This window comes from Butyrivibrio sp. MC2021 (genome assembly GCF_000621605.1).
Taxonomy (GTDB): Bacteria; Bacillota; Clostridia; order Lachnospirales; family Lachnospiraceae; genus Butyrivibrio.
Genome location: NZ_JHXX01000003.1, coordinates 183,764 through 203,543, shown reverse-complemented (window position 1 = coordinate 203,543; position 19,780 = coordinate 183,764). Strand labels below are relative to the sequence as shown.

Annotated in this window: 14 protein-coding genes; all 14 read left to right on the top strand. The window is 44.3% G+C overall.

The genetic code is table 11. The features are described 5' to 3' along the window. Positions 1-19 precede the first annotated feature (19 nt). The 14 genes from flgM to T359_RS21510 all read left to right on the top strand — a co-directional run bounded on the left by flgM (position 20) and on the right by T359_RS21510 (position 19,771). Entirely contained in the window at positions 20-295 is a 276-nt protein-coding gene (flgM, locus tag T359_RS0108920) for a flagellar biosynthesis anti-sigma factor FlgM (RefSeq protein ID WP_026517171.1), read from the top strand. 46 nt (positions 296-341) lie between these two features. After that, positions 342-860, top strand: a complete 519-nt coding sequence (locus T359_RS0108915) for a flagellar protein FlgN (RefSeq protein ID WP_242839070.1) — start codon at positions 342-344, stop codon at positions 858-860. Positions 861-1,154: 294 nt separating this feature from the next. Further along, complete coding sequence (gene flgK, locus T359_RS0108910; RefSeq protein ID WP_026517169.1) at positions 1,155-2,828, top strand: flagellar hook-associated protein FlgK; 1,674 nt, start codon at positions 1,155-1,157, stop codon at positions 2,826-2,828. Between the two features lie 12 nt (positions 2,829-2,840). Next, the gene (gene flgK, locus T359_RS0108905) at positions 2,841-4,688 is read left to right on the top strand and encodes a flagellar hook-associated protein FlgK (protein WP_026517168.1); all 1,848 of its coding nucleotides are present in this window, start codon (positions 2,841-2,843) and stop codon (positions 4,686-4,688) included. 124 nt (positions 4,689-4,812) lie between these two features. Further along, positions 4,813-8,100: a leucine-rich repeat domain-containing protein gene (locus tag T359_RS0108900; RefSeq protein ID WP_026517167.1), complete on the top strand. Its 3,288-nt coding sequence runs from the start codon at positions 4,813-4,815 to the stop codon at positions 8,098-8,100. Between the two features lie 205 nt (positions 8,101-8,305). Continuing rightward, positions 8,306-10,414, top strand: a complete 2,109-nt coding sequence (locus T359_RS21520) for a flagellin N-terminal helical domain-containing protein (RefSeq protein WP_051545178.1) — start codon at positions 8,306-8,308, stop codon at positions 10,412-10,414. A gap of 274 nt (positions 10,415-10,688) precedes the next feature. After that, on the top strand, positions 10,689-11,144 hold the full coding sequence (fliW, locus tag T359_RS0108890; protein WP_026517166.1) for a flagellar assembly protein FliW: 456 nt from the start codon (positions 10,689-10,691) through the stop codon (positions 11,142-11,144). 43 nt (positions 11,145-11,187) lie between these two features. After that, entirely contained in the window at positions 11,188-11,403 is a 216-nt protein-coding gene (gene csrA, locus T359_RS0108885; RefSeq protein WP_026517165.1) for a carbon storage regulator CsrA, read from the top strand. A gap of 75 nt (positions 11,404-11,478) precedes the next feature. After that, positions 11,479-12,663, top strand: a complete 1,185-nt coding sequence (locus T359_RS0108880) for a CgeB family protein (protein ID WP_026517164.1) — start codon at positions 11,479-11,481, stop codon at positions 12,661-12,663. A gap of 145 nt (positions 12,664-12,808) precedes the next feature. Continuing rightward, entirely contained in the window at positions 12,809-13,285 is a 477-nt protein-coding gene (locus T359_RS22155) for a flagellar protein FlaG (protein WP_026517163.1), read from the top strand. A gap of 68 nt (positions 13,286-13,353) precedes the next feature. Then, positions 13,354-14,844 (top strand): flagellar filament capping protein FliD, encoded by a 1,491-nt coding sequence (gene fliD / locus T359_RS0108870; protein WP_026517162.1) that lies wholly within the window; start codon positions 13,354-13,356, stop codon positions 14,842-14,844. A 49-nt stretch (positions 14,845-14,893) separates the two neighbouring features. Next, complete coding sequence (fliS, locus tag T359_RS0108865) at positions 14,894-15,295, top strand: flagellar export chaperone FliS (protein ID WP_026517161.1); 402 nt, start codon at positions 14,894-14,896, stop codon at positions 15,293-15,295. Between the two features lie 12 nt (positions 15,296-15,307). Then, positions 15,308-15,787 carry a hypothetical protein gene (locus T359_RS0108860; RefSeq protein ID WP_026517160.1) on the top strand — a complete coding sequence of 160 codons (480 nt, stop codon included), beginning with the start codon at positions 15,308-15,310 and terminating at the stop codon, positions 15,785-15,787. Positions 15,788-15,934: 147 nt separating this feature from the next. Next, a complete protein-coding gene (locus T359_RS21510) occupies positions 15,935-19,771 on the top strand; it encodes an HAD-IIIC family phosphatase (protein WP_197027079.1) in 3,837 nt (1,278 codons plus the stop codon). Positions 19,772-19,780 lie beyond the last annotated feature (9 nt).

Here is a 19,780-nt window from a genome sequence, read left to right as displayed (position 1 = left end):
AGGGAAGGAGGAAAAGATTATGCGAATAGAAGCATACAGTCAGGTCCAGCAGATCTACACAAACAACAAAGTAAATAAGACCCAGCAGCTCAAGAAGACTAATGATGTAAGGGATACAGTATCATTCTCTTCTATTGGAAAAGATATCCAGGTTGCCAAACAGGCTGTAAGTGAAGTGCCGAATATCAGGGAAGATGTCGTAGCTCCACTCAAAGCTGCTATTAAAAATGGTACTTATGATGTTAGTGGTGAGGCTTTTGCTGACAAGTTACTGGCAAAATTTGAAGGCCTCTGATTATAGAGCCGCTTACAACTAAATCGAATATAGGAGGATGATTCCAGTGGCAAGTCTTATGGAAAACCTTGTGGAAATACTTGACAAGGAATGCACAATGTACGAGAAATTACTGGAGTTATCGACCCGAAAGACCGTCATTATCATAAAGGGCGATCTTGAGGAACTTGCGAAGATCACGGATGAGGAGCAGTGCGTGATAGGCGGTATCCAGGGCCTGGAAAAGAAGCGTGAAACGGCCATGAAGGATATTGCAAACGTACTCAACAGGGATGTTGATTCATTGAAACTGACCGATCTGATCGTAGTCCTTGAAAAAAGACCTGAAGATCAGAAGAATCTGGCAGTACAGCGGGACAGACTAAGAGGTGTCACCGATAATGTCAGACGTGTAAACGGCCAGAACCAGGAACTTCTTCTAAGTTCATTGGAGATGGTGCAATTCGAGATGAACATCATCCAGGCGTCTAAGAGTGCTCCGCAAACAGCAAATTATTCCAGAGCGTTAGACACTACAGGCGATTGTTTAGGTTACACATCGGGCGGGTTTGATGCAAAGCAGTAAAGCAGTACTTTATGAAGAAAGTACTGCGGATGCATGTAGATAACTCGCTAGGGTAACCGGGGAAACGCGGTAGTGTCTTTATTTTGCCCAAAATTAGGGGATCAGAAGACAAATCATGCATGCTTGCATGCATATGATTTGGCATTCTGAAGACCCAAAAAGGCATGAGGAAGTAGCCATTTTGCTTTTTAAATGTGCGGATTCCGAATGCCTGGAGAATCACGAGAGTGCTTTTTACGGAGTGATTCGTATTTTGGGCATATGTAGAGGGAATCAATAAGTAGAGGTAGCGATATGTCACTCATGGCAAATTTATACGTAGGCTCTTCCGGCCTGCAGGCAACGCAAAATGCCCTTAATACCGTGGCCCACAACATGTCAAACATGGATACCGACGGCTACACCAGGCAGCAGGTATCCCAGGGAACGAGAGCATATCAGACTTTAGAGAACAGATTTGACTGCATTGCCCCCAAACAGATCGGAACCGGCGTAAACTACAGCAACTGCAAACAGGTGAGAAGCGAATTTCTGGATATCTCCTACAGGGTAGAGACCGGAAGATCCGCTTTTTATGATGTTTCCGTAAAGGCCCTTGAGGAGGTGGAGGATCAGCTCCAGGAAATGCAGGGAACTGAGTTCGCAGAATCCCTCAATAACCTCTGGGTAGCAGTTCAGGAGCTGGCCAAGGACCCCTGCTCTGCGGTTAACCAGAGCGCACTGGTCACCAGAGCAAACGAATTTTTGACAAGAGCAAAAAGCGTCTATGAAGGCCTTGAAAACTATCAGGCAAACATGGATTCCATCGTGGTGGACATGGTGGAGGACATCAACTACATCGGAGACCGCATCAGAGAGCTCAATGAAGATATAGTAAGCATTGAATCAAATAAGATTGAGAGGGCCAATGACCTTCGCGACGAAAGAAACCTTCTTTTGGACAGGCTTGGGACCTACGGCAAGATCGACTATCACGAAGACATCTTCGGAAACTGCATAGTTCTTTTTGAAGGATCCAGCTTTATCACCACAGACCATGTAAATCATATAGCCTGTGACCATTCCCTTTCGGAGGAAAAGGGCGGAAGCCCTGCGGGATATAACACTCCTTACTGGGAATACGCAGCAACCACCGAACTTAACTACGACGGCTCAAGAACAGTGATCTCCATTGACGGAGCACACGTTTTTGACCTGGAAACACCTATTTCCACCTCAATAAATACAGATATCGGCAAGCTCAAGTCAGTGCTACTGGCAAGGGGCGATCGTAACGCCAACTACCACGATATCGTTGAAGACAAGGATTATTACAACGAAAAGATAGCCCAGTCCGTGATAATGAACGTGGAAGCCGAGTTCGACCAGATGATCCACAACATCATGGCCAAGATAAACGAGATCATGGAAAATGCGGAAAGTAACCCCGGAGTTCTGGATGATACAGCGGGAATGCCCTCAGAATTCACTCTTTTCTCCGTGGCAAACGAAGAGGACAAGCTGGTTTACAGAGTGGGTGAGGACAATCCTCCCGGAACAGTGCTCACGGGCCTTACCATCAAGAACACCCAGGTAAATCCCAAGCTCATCCAGGATCCTACACTTTTTACCTTCAGGACCATCGACGGCAACGAAGATACCGCTACCATGACAGAGCTGAAGGAAGCTTTCACAAAAGAGGATTACGTACTTAATCCAAACGTTTCCACAAGAAACAGTTTTATCACCTATTACAACAGCCTTGTTTCCCAGGTGGCCAACTCAGCGGATGTCTACAATTCCATCAAGGAGGCCCAGGAAAAGACCGTATCAGCAGTAGAGTCAGCAAGAGAGCAGATCGTAGGCGTATCCAGCGACGAAGAGCTGGAGTTCATGATCATGTATCAGAACGCCTACAACGCATCTTCAAGATATATAAATGTAGTAAGCGAAATGCTGGAGCATCTGGTTTCAACCTTAGGCTCATAATGGAGGAATCCTATGACTTCTCAATTTTTCGGATTAAATATCGCAGCATCGGGACTTCGCGCAGCCAACGCAGCCCTGAACACCACAGCGAATAATATTTCCAATGCCAACACCGACGGCTACAGCAGGCAGAAGGTAAAACAGGAGGCCAGTGACGCCCTGAGAGTTTTTGCCACCTACGGCTGCGCCGGAGCCGGTGTTGATACCATTGCCATAGAGAGAGTCAGAGACAGTTTTTATGATGCCAAGTACAGAAACAACGAACAGCTGAGGGGAACCGCCACTCAGAAGAACTACTACAACAGCCTCATCGAGGAGTACATGGACGATGACGGAACCACCGGTTTCTCATCACTTTTTTCCAAAATGGAAGCATCCCTTGAGTCTGTGATGACGGCAGCAGGCACCACAGAGACCAAGGCCACCTTCGTTTCCAATATGAAGGCCCTCACTGAGTATTTTAACAACATATATTCCAGCCTCCAGAACGAGCAGGCGGACTGTAACGCGGAGATCAAGCTCTGCGCAGACCGCATCAGCTCCATCGCCCAGGAGGTTGCTTCTATAAACAAGCAGATCAACATCATTGAGATGACAGGCACCACAGCCAACGAGCTCAGGGACAAAAGAGATACTCTTATCGACGAGCTCTCCAAGATGATCTCCGTTGAGACCAAGGAAACTCCGGTAGTTGACGAGAACAATCCCAGCCGTGTGACCGGCGCCACAAGATATCAGATCTGGGTTGCAGGGGGCTACGAGCTGGTTGACACCTATGAATACAGAAAAATGATCTGTGTATCCAGGGAAGATGACGGTTCCACCAATCAGAATGATGTCAGCGGTCTTTTCGATATCAAGTGGGGTTACGGCAACTATAAGGATGGCGACGACATCAGCGAGTTGTCATACTTCGAGCTGGATTCCAAGCTGATTGGCGGCGAGCTCCAGGGACTTCTTGCCATCAGAGACGGCAACAACAATCAGTATTTCCACGGAAAAGGAACTGACGTCTATAAGTCCGGCGATACCTACGCCGTTGAGGTTAAGGTGACCGCCGAATACTTAAAAGATATGACAAAGTGCAGCATCCCCGAGGATGGCAGCATCCATATCGGAGCCAAGGATTACCGCTATGACAGCTTCGATTTTGACGGGGACAGCACCTATACCTTCTATATTGATAAAAACACTTTGACCAGTATCCCGGATAACAACGCCAACGTATCCATCGGCTACGGCAATGATTATCAGGGAATTCCCTACTATATGTCGCAGATGAACGAGTGGATAAGGCAGTTTTCCGATGCTGTTAACCAGATCATGGTAAACGGATATACCTCAGATTCCCTGGAGGGTGTAAACCTTCTCACGGGATCAATGGATATGAATTCCGCAGCCCAGTACAGCTATGCACAGCTCACAACCCTTTCTGAGAACAAGGGCTATTACAAGCTTCGGGGCGGCAACTTCACTGTAAACGAAGTGCTTCAGGATAACTCAGACAGGCTTTCCACCAAGGCTGATATCACTGAAGGTGAGTCGGAATTTGTGAATCTTACGAAGTTAAAAACAATGTTTGACACCCAGAAGATCTTTCGCGGCGCTACTTCAGGGGAGTTTCTGACTAAGGTGTTGGCGGATGTGGCGCTGAACAGAAGTAATTCCAAGACGCTGGAGGATACTTATAATTCGCTGGAGAAGACTATTACAAATCAGAGGCTGTCTGATTCAGGCGTTGATGAAGATGAAGAGGCAGCGAACCTGGTCAAATACCAAAACGCGTATACTTTATCCTCCAAGATGATCCAGACGCTGACGGAGATCTACGACCGTCTGATCCTTGAGACGGGAGTTTGATGAGCGGAACTAAGTTCTTGAGATAGGCTCATATTTTTTTTGTAGAAAGTGTGAACAGTATGGAAATCTTCCAGTGATTTATGTAAGATGCTTGTATAATCTTAAGACTATGGAGAGAGTGTGTATGAAAAAGAATGTGTTAAGGGTATTTCTGGGGGGAGTACTCTGTGGGGCAATGATTGCCAATTCCTCGGTTCATGGCTTTTGTATGGACGAGGAATTTTTGCTGGATGAGGAACTTTTGACGGAGGAGGCCTTGGAAGAGGAGGCTCTGATCGAGGAATCGGAGGAATCTGAGGAAGAGATTCTTATTGATGAAGGCGCTCAGGAAGAAGAGCCGGAGGATATGGACTTCCAGAGCGAGGGCGCCACATCCGGAAGCTGCGGCAGTACTGCCAGCGACGATGTTAACTGGAAGTATGATACGTCCACCAGGACCCTGACTATTACAGGTAAGGGCGCCATCAAGGACTACGAGACCAAGTGGGATACTCCCTGGTACTACTGGAAGGATTCTATCAAGAGAATTGTTATCGGCGAAGGAATCACCAGGATCGGTGCGGGCAATTTCATTGATGTTTCACTGGAATTTAAAAACGACAATGTTTTCAATATTCCTTCAACGGTTAAATCCATCGGAAAAAGAGCTTTTCAGGGAGTTTCATTCTATAAGGATGTGGTGATTCCGGAAAACGTGACTAGCATTGAGGAATACGCTTTTTACAGTGCCAAGATCTATTCCGGAAACCTGAAGATCAACGCAAATATGAAAACCATCACCGGTGGTGCCTTCTATGAAGTCTATGCCAATGAGATCTTTTTTTCAGACCATCTGGTTGAAATAGGCGACAGAGCATTTTATGGATGCAAAAATATGTCCAAATTCTCTTTTCCCAAGAGTGTTAAAAAGATAGGAAAAGAGGCCTTTTGCAAGGCGAAAGTCAGAAGAGTTGAGTTTAACGGTGATGCTCCTGAAGTGGGAGAAAATGCCTTTGGAGAGATAAGGGCATCGGTGTATTATCTCAAAAGCAACAAGACCTGGACAGAGGCAAAGAAAGAGGCCGTTGCCAAGAGCTTCCAGGGCGTGGGCTGGCACTATCTTGGGGAAAAGATCTCCGATAAGTGCGGTGATAAGGCCACCTGGTCCATAGATGAAAACGGACATTTCGTGGTGGAGGGAACCGGCCCCATGTGGGACTACTCTGAGGAAAATGTGGTTCCCTGGCATGAAGAGGATATAAAGAGCGTAACCTTCGGGGAGGGAATCACAAGGGTAGGAGCCTACTCTTTTTACAAACTGGCTGAAAGACGCTGGCCAAACGAGGTGAAATTTGATCCATTCCCCAAGTCCCTGACTGAATTCGGTTCCCATTGCTTTTTTGACATAGGAACTATTCCCGGATTGGTAATCCCGGAGAATACCACCTACATAGGCTATGGAGCCTTCAGTGTGATGGATACTGATGCGGATGTGGTAGAAATTCCTAAAAATGTCCAGTACATCGGTGATTATGCTTTTTATGGATTTAATTGCGGCAAGGAGATCAGGCTTAATGGCTTTACCAAACTCACATATTTGGGCTCTTCTGCCTTTGTGATGGAGGATCCGAAATATGACACTCCTATCAGGGGAAAGATGACTTTTCCCAAGACTCTGACCCATATCGGAAGATGCGCTCTGATGGGGGCTGAGGTCAAGGGAACACTGGATCTTCCGGAGAATCTGCAGGAGCTGGGATTCTATGCATTTAAGAACTGCTCCAATCTAACGGGGGACGTTGTGATCCCCAAGGGCATTGACCATATAAGAATCCAGATGTTTTATAATACGGGAATCAGCAGCGTTACCTTCGGAGAACAGGTATTAAGGGTTGCGGAAGGTGCCTTTAACGATTGCAGCAAGCTTAAAAAAGTCACATTTTTAGGAAGAAAGCCTCAGGTGGATGATGATGTCAGAATCCAGGTATTTGATGGCTGCCCCAAGGGAATTGAGGTTTATTACAATGCCGGGGACAGATCCTGGAAGGATGTGAAGGCAGAAGACATCGGCATGAAGGATCTGGAGCCTGTTTTCCACCCTGTTTATCCTGACAGGGAGTGCACTGTTAAATTTGTTCAGATAAAAAACGGAAAGAAAAAGCTGGATATTCCGACCCAGAAGGTTAAGTGCGGTGAGAAGGCCACAAAGCCAGATCTTACGGCCCTTAAGCTGGGAGAGAAGCAGAGCATTTCTTTCAGCTATTATTACACCAGTGACGGCTCAGCCAAGAAGGCGATGGAGTTCGATTTTGACAAGACCATTGTCATAGAGGACATCACAATCATCGGAACCGTTGAGGGGGGAAGCAACCCCGAAGCGAAAAAATGGGGAGATGTCCCGGTGGCTGTCCGCAAGTACATGAAGTTTACTTCGCCTGAGGATATCCCCGATGGAATCTGGTTTATAGGAAGTAACAAGTACAACAATAAGTGGTTTTATTACACCGGAAAGGCCCAGAAGCCTGACACTTTCCTTGTTTTCGACGGAAACAAGAAGCTTACCTCCGGCAAGCACTATAAGCTCAGCTATGCCAATAACGTTAAGCCAGGCAAGGCCACCATCACTATAACCTTCAAGGGAAAATATGCTGATGTAAAGGAGCAGTATTACGATTTTTACATCAACGAAGTGATACTGCACAATGTTCAGATTTCAAAGCAAGTATACTATTATGAGTATGACGGAAAGGTTCATAAGCCAAAGCCTACCATTACAGCAGAGCTGAATGGAAAGACCATAGTGCTCAAGGAAGGCAAGCACTTTATCTTCGACTATGATACCACCGATGAATTTGGCGATTTTACAAATGTAGGCGAGAGCCGTATTTACATAAGATCCGCGGAAGGCTATACCAATGTTTTTAATTATATCCGGGTAGTCATCGATAACAAGACGCTGATAAGCAAGGCAAAGGTGGGAAAAGTAAAGGCCCAGGTGTACAACGGCCATTGGATCGAGCCTGATGTGAAGGTTACTTACAAGGGCGAAGAGCTTGTTAAGGAACGAGACTACTTCGTTCTCTGCATAGACTCTGATGCGGGAAAGGCCTGCATGGGAATCTACGGAAGAGGAGAGAGGTTCTTTGGTGAAACCTTTGTCACCTTCCAGATCAATCCCCTGGACATAAGTAAATCCGACTCAAAAGTTACCGCCAAGCTCTCCCAAACCAGCTTCACCTACTCCAAGGACGGCGTAAAACCCTCTCCTACAGTAGAATTTGTCAATGTGAAGGGAAAGAAGAAAACTCTTGTTGAAGGCAAGGACTACACAGTTTCTTATAAGAACTTCAAGAAGAAGGGCGATGCAACTCTGACTATTACCGGTAAGGGTAATTTCAAGGGAAAGATAAAGTTGAAGTACACAATTAAATAATTTCGAGACACTAAGCTGCCCGGGGATCTGGACGATTCATGTGGAAATGCAAATTTACATTTTCACATGGATCGTCTAGGCCCCGGGCTCTTTACATATGCTCTTAAGTTTTGAGAGCCCCATGCCGATAAACATAGTGAAAATGAAGATGTTATGCATGGATGCGCTTTTTTTACAGACAAGGATTGTCTTTGGAGGCAATACTATGCGCATCACAAATAAAATAATGCAGAACAATTCGCTCTACAATATCAATAATAATAAGATCACCGAGGACCAGTGGAACACCATGATGGCCACCGGCAAGAAAATAACCCGTCCTTCGGATGATCCTGTCATAGCTATCAGGGCACTTCGCCTTAGAAGCAACGTTACCCAACTTTCACAATATTATGAGAAAAACTGTAAGGACGCCGAGAGCTGGCTGGATGTCACAGGAGATGCACTTTCCACCGTCACCTCGGTTCTTACTGACTGCGTAAAACAGGCCACCAAGGGCGCCAACATGGATCTCACCGTGGATGACCTGGATATCATCATTTCCCAGCTGGACTCCCTGGCAAAAGAGTACTACGCCACAGGAAATGTGGACTACGCAGGAAGATACATTTTTACCGGATACAGAACAGATACACCGCTTACTTTCGATAAAACCACCTCTGCTGATTATACCAACATCAACGACGAGTTCGACGCTGTGGATATTTCCGAGTCAAAGAGAATGATCGGAAAGCACCTTCTGGACGCCAAGGATCTGGTAAGTGAAAGCGCTGCAGCTGTTAAGCAGAGTGAGATCATAGAGACCACTGTTGGCAGGATCAGACTTTCCTATAACAACCTGAACTACAAGGATCCCTTGGATGATCCCATCGCCCAGGGCAACACCAAGGCTACTCTCAAGTGGCGTGAGATGCTGACCCAGCCCGCCACCAGTACCGTAACCCAGACAACGCAGGTGGTCAACATCACCTATACCACAGAAAACAACGAGACCAGATATGTTTCGATTCCTGTGGATCCCGACGGAGAGAAGAATTACAAGGTTATCGACGAGGGCGGAAACAGCTACGAAGTGGCAGTGACCAACACCGGTAACTACAACGTATATATTAACGGTGACAAGTCCGCGCCGGCTATCATTGTAGACCCCAACGGAATCGTGGACAGCGACCATCTGGGAGCCGGCATAGCAGCTGCTCAGACCAGCATCGATTCCAGAAGCGTATCCGCAATTAATTACAATGCGGATGGAAAGAACTACAGTGTGAATCTTCCTCTTTTACCTGCCATCGGCCAGACCTACCAGATCCAGCTCAACGAAGAGGGCTTCAAGGCCACCGTTAACAGTGACGGAACCTACACGATTATTGATGAAAGATATACCGAGAACGCCGATGGAACCACCTCCAATAACATAATTCAGGTGACGGGCAACGGTAGTGTCAGCAGTTCCTACAAGGAGTCCACCCTCGACATCGGCTATCAGAACATTATTTACTCCACCACCGGCCAGGAGGAGATCGATGACGCATATATGGATCTCTACGAGCATCCCACCGGGGCCAGAGCATACCTCAATGCCGCCACCGGGGAGATCCTCCTTAACAAAGAGCTGGAGGACAAGCTGGTAACTATGCCGGATCTTATCAATACCAGATGTATTGATGTTATTTACGATAAAAAGGAATGGGAAAGCGGAGATATCAGACCCGAGAACCTTTTTGCCTGTGATTACACAGACACCCACGGCAATCTGATCCGCTACAACAAAGGAAATGCAGCCCATAACATCGCCTACGACGTGGGATTTGCCCAGTCGGTAATAGTTAATACCACCGCTGATGCGGTTTTCACCACAGATGTAAAGAGAAATGTGGAGGACCTCAGAACTATCCTCAATGAGCTCCAGCAGATAAACGGAACCATCAAGACCCTCCGGGAAAAGAGGGATGGCTCCACCGATGCGGACTACCGCGCCAAGCTGGATGTGGATATCGCTTCCGCTACCAAGGTCTACGACCACCTTCGTCAGCAGATCCAGAAGGAGTTCGAGCACAAGATCACATCCATGCAGCAGTGCCTTGACGTTGCCAACATCGCGGTAACTGACAACGGAACCCGCTCCAAGCGCCTGGACCTTATCAATTCCCGCCTTATGACCCAGACCACCACTTTCCAGACCCTCCAGTCTGAGAACGAAGACGTGGACATCGCTGAGGCCGCCACCCGCCTCACCTCCGCCCAGGTCACCTACGAGGCATCCCTGATGGCCACCGGCAAAATTAGCCAGACGAGTTTGATGAACTATATCTGATGATATAGGGGACGAGGTCAGGCACCGTGCATATTTATATGCAAAGGTGCATGAATGAAGGACCCGAACAAGGATGAGGAAAAAAGGAGCACGAGCCTAAGTGAGTGCGCCGATTTCCGAATCCTTGTAGGATTGCGAGAGCGCATTTTGCGGAGCAATCCGTATATCATCAGTCTGTAGTGGGCATCATTATAAATTTTTTATAGAAATATATCGAAAAATCGTATACAATAATTATGTAGTAGTGTCTAGAAAGGACTATGGAGGTTACGACATGAAATTAACAACTAGGATTTTTGGCGAAGTTGAAATCGAAGATAGCAAGATAATCTCTTTTCCAAACGGCATTATCGGATTCCCTGATCTCAAGCGTTTCACTCTTATGTACGATTCAGAGAAGGGATCAGATACTATCAAGTGGCTTCAATCCATTGAAGAACCCGGTTTTGCTATGCCTGTAATGGATCCACTTATTGTTTGTCCTGATTACAATCCTCAGGTTGACCGCCTAAGTATAACTGACATTGGGGAACTTGACGACACAGAGATGCTGGTTCTGGTAACAGTTACCGTACCTCACGACCTCAAGCAGATGACAGTTAACTTAAAAGGCCCTTTCATCATCAATGTAAAAGAGATGAAGGCAAGCCAGACTATTATTGATAACGACGACTATCCTGTAAAGTTCCCTATCTATGATATTCTGCAGAAAAACAAAGAGAATGCCTGAGAGACACTAACACTAATTACACAACCATGGAGGGAGAAAAAGAATGTTAGCATTATCCAGAAAAAAGAACGAAGCAATAATGATTAACAACAACATCGAGATTACTGTATTGGATATCAGAGGGGATCAGGTAAAGCTTGGAATCGCAGCTCCTAAGGAGATTCCGATCTATCGTAAGGAAGTATACCTTCAGATTCAGCAGGAGAATAAGCAGGCAACAGATGTTTCCAGCCTTGATGAACTCAAGAAGCTGTTATGATGTTTTAGAAAAGAGTCCCGGCGGCTGTTATCGACAGATGACAGCCGCTGTTTCTATATTTTGAGGAAAACTGTCATGAATATTCTTTACTACAGCTGGGATGAATTTAATGGAGAGGATTGTCGTGATGCTATGAGAAAACTAGGGCATCACATAGATTTGATTAAGTTTAATACAGGCAATTACGAATTGAATTCCGAGACTTTAAGAGTCTTTGAGGAAAAAGCGATAAATAAGCTGGATGGCAAAAAAAACTATGATTGTGTATTCAGCTTTGACTATATTCCTGCGTTGTCAGAAGCGTGTCAGAAATATGATATTCCATATATTTCATGGGTGTTTGACTGCCCACATTATACATTGGATTCCCATACAATTGGGAATTCAGTTAATAGAGTTTATGTTTTTGACAAGGTTTTATATGAAAGGCTTTGTCAAAAAGGATATAGCACAATAAGATATAGTACTTTGGCGGTTAATTCACAGCGCCTCCAAAAGCTATGTGATGATATGGATGCTGAAACCGGTGGGAATATAGTATACGAGCATGATGTGTGTTTTTTAGGCAACCTATACGACAATGAACACAATTACTATGACAGAGTGAAATATCTTCCGCCTGCATTAAAGGGGTATACAGATGCCGTTATTAAGGCACAGGAGAGTATCTTTGGGGCTGATCTATTTACTGAGCCAGCAATTTTTCCATATGAAAAGATTAGAGAACTTCGGGAGTATATAAAGTTTGAGGACACAGGTAAATATGAGATTGATTATGACAATGTTATGCTGGATATTCTTAGGAAAAAAGTTACGGTAAATGAACGTCACAATATTCTTCAAGAGATGGGGGAACGCTTTGATACTGTTCTATATACTATGCCCGGAGCTAAGCCCATTGAAAATGTTTGTAATCTTGGAACTGCAAATTATATGACAAAAATGCCAAGGGTATTTCATAAAAGTAAGGTTAACCTGAACATTACCTTAAGATCTATATTGTCCGGTATTCCGCTTAGAGTAATTGATATTCTTGCTGCCGGAGGATTTCTTATCACTAACTATCAGGCTGAAATAGCAGAGTACTTCATTGATGGAGAAGAGCTGGTTATGGCCTATTCTCCGGAAGATATGATTGAAAAGACCGGATATTATCTTGAACATGAGGATGAACGAAAGGAAATAGCAAGACGAGGCCAGGAAAAGGTTTTAAGAGATTTTTCCTATGAGAAATTATTAAAAGAAGTACTTACCATTTAAAATGTAAATTCTAAAATTTCTATTAATTCTCACCTATACCAACAGATATAATATAAAGATTTATAATTCATGTCCGATATAAAGGATAAATAGAACTGTCCTTTTTTAAGGATTTTTCCTGATTCTGACATGGAGGTATAGGATTATGGGAATGGAAGCGATTAACGGGTTTAGCCCACTTTTGCAGCAGGCTCAGCCCCAGGTAAAGACGAAAGTCCAGGAACAGAGTCAGTCTCAGTCTGAGATTGTAAATATGGAAGCCAAAGCTGCTCAGGGCATGGAGCTCAAAGTGGAAGCTGCTGATAATTCAGCCGGCTCTAATAATGATAGCCAAAGCGGAGCCCAGGCCTTTACACAATCCCAGAACCATATCGCAGAGACTGAGGAACAGATCCAGGCAGACAATGAGAAGGTCAGAAAGGCTATTTCACAGATGGCCAAGAAGATGAGTTCCAATGCAGAGGCTGTATTTGGAATTCATGACAAGACCAACAGAGTGACCATCAAGATGGTGGACAAGGACACCAAGAAGGTCATCAAGGAGTTTCCTCCTGACGAGACTTTGGATATGATCGCCAAGGTCTGGGAGATTGCGGGCATTTTGGTGGACGAAAAGAGATAACTGTAGGTAACCTCTATGGAAAAGGATTTCCATTCGGTAAGCTCAAGGATTGAGAAAGGAGAGATATTATGCCTATCAGAATAACTGGAATGAATTCCGGCCTTGATACTGAAAGCATCATAACTGCTTTGACCAGTTCCAAGCAGACGAAGCTTGATAATTTCAAGGGCGATCAGAAAAAACTAACCTGGAAACAGGATAAATGGAAAGAACTTAACAAGAAGGTCGTTTCCTTCTATAATGGGGCGCTCAGCTCCATGAGATTTTCAACAGCATATACCAAAAAGACCACAACTGCTTCTAATTCCAGTGCTGTGTCTGTTGTTACAGGCGAAAATGCGATGGATGCAGTTCAGACCCTGAGCATCACCAGTCTTGCCAAGGCTTCATATATGAGCGGCAAAGAGGTGAAGGCCGGAACAGAAAAAGCTAAACTCTCTACAGAACTGGGAGATATCGACGGATTTGATGGCGATGAAATCACTTTTACAGTTGGAGGTGAAAGTAAGTCAATATCTGTATCTTCAGGAGATACTATAGCTGATGTACTTAGCAGACTTAAGGAAGAAGCCGGCGACAAGCTCAATTTCAACTTTGATGAGAGCACAGGAAGATTCTTTGTTGCTGGAAAGGAAACCGGAACTTCAGCGAACTTTTCTTTTGATACTAGTGAAGCGGCAGCTGCCCTTGGCCTTTCAACAGGAACTGTTCAGCCTGGATCTAAAGCTTCGATCACTCTTAATGGCGAAAAGTATGAATCCGACAGCAACACCTTCCAGATAAATGGACTTACAATTACAGCCAATGAGGAGGCTCAGAATATAACACTTACCACCAAGCAGGACACAAGTGGAATTTATGACAATATCAAGAAGCTGGTAAAAGAATACAATGACATTATGAAAGAGTTCTCAACTCTTTATAATGCTGATAAGGCCACAAAATATAAGATGCTCACTGACGATGAGAAGGACGCCATGAGCGATAAGGAAGTTGAGGAATGGGAAAATAAGATAAAATCCGGACTTCTTAGTGGTGACGATACAATTGGAACTATACGAACAGCACTAAGGGATATCGTTGCAAGTTCATTTGAGGTTACCTTAAAAGATGGTACCAAACAGAAGTATTCCCTGGCATCCCTGGGAATTTCTACCGGAAGTTATTTCTCCACTGAAGAGAATGACAGAGACCTTCTTCATATTGATGGAGATCCTGATGACGAGTCAACAAGTGGAAATACAGATCTACTGAAGGCAGCTATTTCAAATGATCCTTCTATGGTACAGGATCTGTTTACACAATTGTCCAGATCAATGTATACCAAGCTTTCGGATCTTATGAAGGGCACTCAGTACAGCAGTGCATTTACTATCTATGAAGATAAGCTTATGGCTTCTCAGTATAGTGCGTACAATACCAAGATTTCCGATGCCCAGAGCGCTTTGGAGGCTGCACAGGATAAATACTATAAGAAGTTCTCCAAGATGGAGACAGCACTTAGTAAGATAAACAGCTCAAGTGGTTCATTGTCAGGATTCTTCGGAGGCGGCAGTTGATAGCATAAGAGAATTACTATAAATAAATATAGAATGCGAGGGAGTAAATATGCCAGTACTTACAACTCAACAGAAGGCTTATGCACAGTATAAAAATAATAAGATCATGAGTGCCTCCGGTCCGGAGCTTACTCTTATGCTTTATGACGGGGCTATTAAATTCCTAAATATAGCTGATTTTGCCATTGAAAAGAATGATATATTCAAGGCTCATGAGAATATTATCAAGACAGAGCGCATTATTGAATACTTAAGAAGTACGCTGGACATGAAGTATCCTGTTGCTCAGGACTTTGAAAACATGTATTCTTATATTGCAAGGAGACTTGTTGAAGCTAACATCAGTAAGGACAGAGAAATCGTTGCTGAGGTCAACAAGCACATGCATGCAATAAGAGACAATTGGGTTGAAGTCATGAAAGCTAACCATGTAATGGTTAAGGATGCATAAGAGGAGACTGGGATGATAGCTTCTAGTTTGGACATGCTGGAGGACAGCCTTATTAAGAAGATTGAGGTTATGGACCTTATCGAAAAAGAAAATGACAGGCAGACTGAAGTTTTGAAGAATTCTGATGAGGTTGATGAGCAGACCTTTGATGATACTGTTGAAAAGAAGGGTGAGCTGGTGGACCAGCTGCTTATGTTGGATGAAGGCTTCCAGTCCTTATTCGATAGGATTAAAGAAGAGCTTGGTGATAACAAGGGGCAGTATAAGGATCAGATAGCAAGACTACAGAATCTTATTCATGAGGTTATGGACAGAAGTTCATCCATTGAGGCTCATGAGCACAGGAATAAGAAGCTGGCCGAGCAGTATTTCAGTGCTACGAGGCAGAGGCTTGAAAGTAATAAGAAGAGTTCAGCTGTGGCATTTAATTATTATCAGACTATGAATAATTTCAAAGATATTCCACCGCAATTTCTTGATCAAAAGAATTGACATTTATGGATTTAAGCACTGTGTGAAAGCACAGTGCTTTTTTTGTCCATGAGGATATTATCAGTGAGTCAAACAATTTAATGCATATATATGTTACAATTAATTTACGCTATTGCGATAATTTGCTCGATGCGGTTAAGGAGAAATATGAATAATAAATTGTTTAACACTTTGATAGTCATCACCCCGAAGGATTGCGAAAGATTATTATCTCTTTACCCAAGGTTGATTAGTCACATGAAATACGGCCAGGTCTGCTTTGTGGGAACAGATGGAGTAGGTAACCTTGTGAGCGGTGATCCCAATATCGGAAACAGCGCAGGCTTTATTAACGAGGACAGTATCATCCCCTTTAATGAGGTCCATGCCTGCATGACCAAAAAGATGGAGAATCTCCTTAAGGGGCAGGCTCTGCCCAGAGGTGTTACGGGCTGGTATTATCAGCAATTCCTGAAGATGCAGTATTCCCGCATGTGTACTGACGAATACTACATGGTTTGGGATGGTGACACTATTCCATGTAAGGACATAGTGATGTTCCAGGAGGAATCCGGGAAACCCTATATTGACCTTAAGCACGAGTATCATAAAGAGTATTTCGAAACCATGGGAAGGCTCCTGCCGGGTTTTTCCAAGGTGATTGAGCGCTCCTTTATTTCTGAGCACATGCTCTTTAGAACAGATATTATGCAGGCTCTTCTTGTTGATATCGAAAAGAACGATTCTATTCCCGGAACAACCTTCTGGGAGAAAATAATTAATTCTATTCCGGAAGATCAGATTCAGTCTTCCGCTTTCAGTGAGTTTGAGACCTACGGAACCTATGTGGCTCTGAAATATCCCACAGTCTACAAGCTTAGAGAGTGGCATTCCTTCAGGCAGGGAGGCACTTTCTTTGATGTGAACACAATTTGCGACAGGGACTTTGAGTGGCTTTCCAGGGATTTTCATTCTATTTCTTTTGAAAAAGGTCACACAGTAAGGGAGGATAATAAGAATCTATTCGATAATCCCGAGTATCAGGCGAAGCTCTCGCCCAAGCAGATGCTTCAGGCAGCGCAGATGGAATATAAGGAAGGCTACAAGGAGATCTGGGAGGACGATATTCAGAACAAAAAGGATAAGAATGTCACTTCCGGAGACTATTCCAATGTCGCCACTGTGGATAACAGGGTGGCCATTGTTATCGTGTCCTACAATGCCCTTTACCTTATGCAGGAAAACATAAAGAGTATCAGAAGTAACCTTCTTAAGGGCACTTACAAAATAGTTGTGGTGGATAATGCCTCCACAGACGGAGTGGCAGAGTGGCTGGCGCAGCAGGATGACATTTTACTTATAAGAAATACGGAAAATGTTGGATTTGGTCCCGCCTGCAACCAGGGGGCCAAGGCGGTTCTTGGTATGGACTTTGCAAATGCAGATATTTATCTATTGAACAATGACACAAGACTTGTGTTTGACAGTGTTTATCATTTGAAAAAAGCGCTTTACTCCGCAGAAGATATCGGTGCGGTGGGCAGTGTGTCCAACTACGCCGGAAACAAGCAGCAAATTGACGTGGAGTTTGACACCGTTGAAGAATACCTGAAGTACGGTGAAAAGGTCAATGTGCCAATGGAAAGACCTTGTCTTGAAAAAGTCAGACTGTCAGGATTCTCCATGCTTATCAGGAGAAAAGTATGGGACGAAGTAGGAGGCTTTGATGAGGACTTCGTTCCGGGATATTTTGAGGATGATGCTCTTTCCATGGAGATTTTGCGTCATGGCTACAGGCTCATGGTTGTAAGGAACAGCTTCATCTATCATGCCGGCAGCCAGAGTTTTATTAAGACTGATTATCAGAAGCTTCTTGAGGATAATCACAATCTTTTTGTGGAAAAATACGGTTTTGACATCCTGAAATACGCACATGCCAGCGGAACAGTGGTTTCGCAGATTCCTTACGACATAAACGGACAGTTTAAGGTGCTCCATTACGGATGCGGCCTTGGAGCAGAGCTTAAGGCAATCAGGAGCATTTTTCCTTATGCCACAGTTATGGGAATTGAGGAAAATCCAAGGCTTTACGAGATTGCAAAGAGGACAGAGGATGTCTTTAACAGCCTGGATGAGTTCATAGAATTTAACGAGCCCGGCACCTTTGATGTGCTGATAATCAGTAGCGAGGATCAGGACCGCATGGATGATGAAGAAAAGGGCGTTGTGGCAAGCTTCTTTTCACAAAGAGCTGTCGAGATTCTAAAGAACCCTGTATACGAGGACTTCCCTTATGAGAAGATCAAGATGATCGTCTGGGATATGGATGACACCTTCTGGCAGGGAATTCTCAGTGAGGGAGAGGTTATTCTTCCTATGGGAAATGCGGATCTTATCACAAGTATCACCGATCACGGCGTTGTAAACAGCATCTCATCAAAGAATGATGAGGAGCCGGTTATGTCTGAGCTGGAAAGGGCTGGAATAGCGAATCTGTTCGTATTTAACAACATCAACTGGGAGGACAAAGGACCGCAGATTGCCACAAAGATCAAGACCATGGGGCTTCGGGCTGAAAATGTTCTTTTTATTGATGACAATCCAAGGAACCTGGAGGAAGCAAGGTACTATGCCAAGGAGTTGATGGTTGCGGGGCCGGATATTATCCCTTATCTATGCAATTATTTCTACAGGACTGTCCCCAAGGATAAGAACCATACAAGACTGGGGCAGTACAAGCTTCTGGAAAAAAAGACAGGGGCAGAAGCCGTAAGTAGCTCCAAGGAGCAGTTCCTTAAGGACAGCGATATCAAAATTACCATCAACAGGGACTGCCTTGATAATCTGGACAGAATCGCTGATCTGGTGGCAAGAAGCAATCAGCTTAACTACACCAAGAACCGCGATGATAAGAAACTCCTGACCAAGCTTATATGCAGCGATTGGAATGACTGCGGCTATATCAGGTGCAAAGACAGGTTCGGAGACTATGGAATAATCGGATTCTTTGTTTACAATACCAGGGAAAAGAAGATGGAGCATTTCCTCTTTTCCTGCAGAGTCCTGGGAATGGGAATCGAGCAGTATATTTATAACTCACTGGGATGCCCTGAGTTTGAGGTAAAAGGGCCTGTTTCTATGGAATTAAAAAAGGATGCTGTCGTTGATTGGATCAAGGAAGAGAAGGAGCTTGAGATCACCGAGGATACTTCAAAGAAGAATAAGATACGAATTCTTCTTAAGGGCCCCTGCGACCTTGATTCCATTGAGCCGTATCTTGGCGGTGGAAGTATTACTTCAGAGTTTAACTATATAAATGAGATGGGCTTTGTTACTACAGGCCAGAATCATAGTATGCATATCTGGGAGAGTGCGAACCTCAGTAAGGAAGAGATAGATGAAATCGTAGATAATGTGCCGTTTATTATTGATGGTGACTTTAAGACGAAGCTGTTTGAGGAAGAGTATCATGTTATCTGCTACAGCCTTCTTCAGGACATGGCTTCCGGATTGTACAGGAATAAACGCACGGGAAGCTATATATCTTTTTCCAGCAGAAACTATCCGCTGACGGATAAGGCGCTTTCAGGCAGATTTATCAGCGGAGAGATCCAGAATCACGGTTTTGCTTTTGATCAGAAAATGATAGATGACTTTGCGGAAGAGTGGGAGTTTGTAGGAACAACGCCGCTAGATCTGTTATTCAGAAACCTAGACTATATCTATGACAACGTCAAAGGAAAGCCTATAATCATCCTGCTTATGGGCAGCGAAGTGGAGTACCAAGGTGATAACGAAGAGTTTGCAGGACTGGCCGAAGTCTATAGGGAGATGAATCCTATTATCCAGGAGTTTGTGGATGATCATGATAGGATGAGAACCATAAATATCACTGATTTTATTAACTCTCAGGATGACTATGCTGATAGCATCAATCATTTTAGTAGGAACATATATTATAAGATTGCAGGTGAGATTTGTAAGTATATAAACGAACTGGTGTAAGCGGATGAT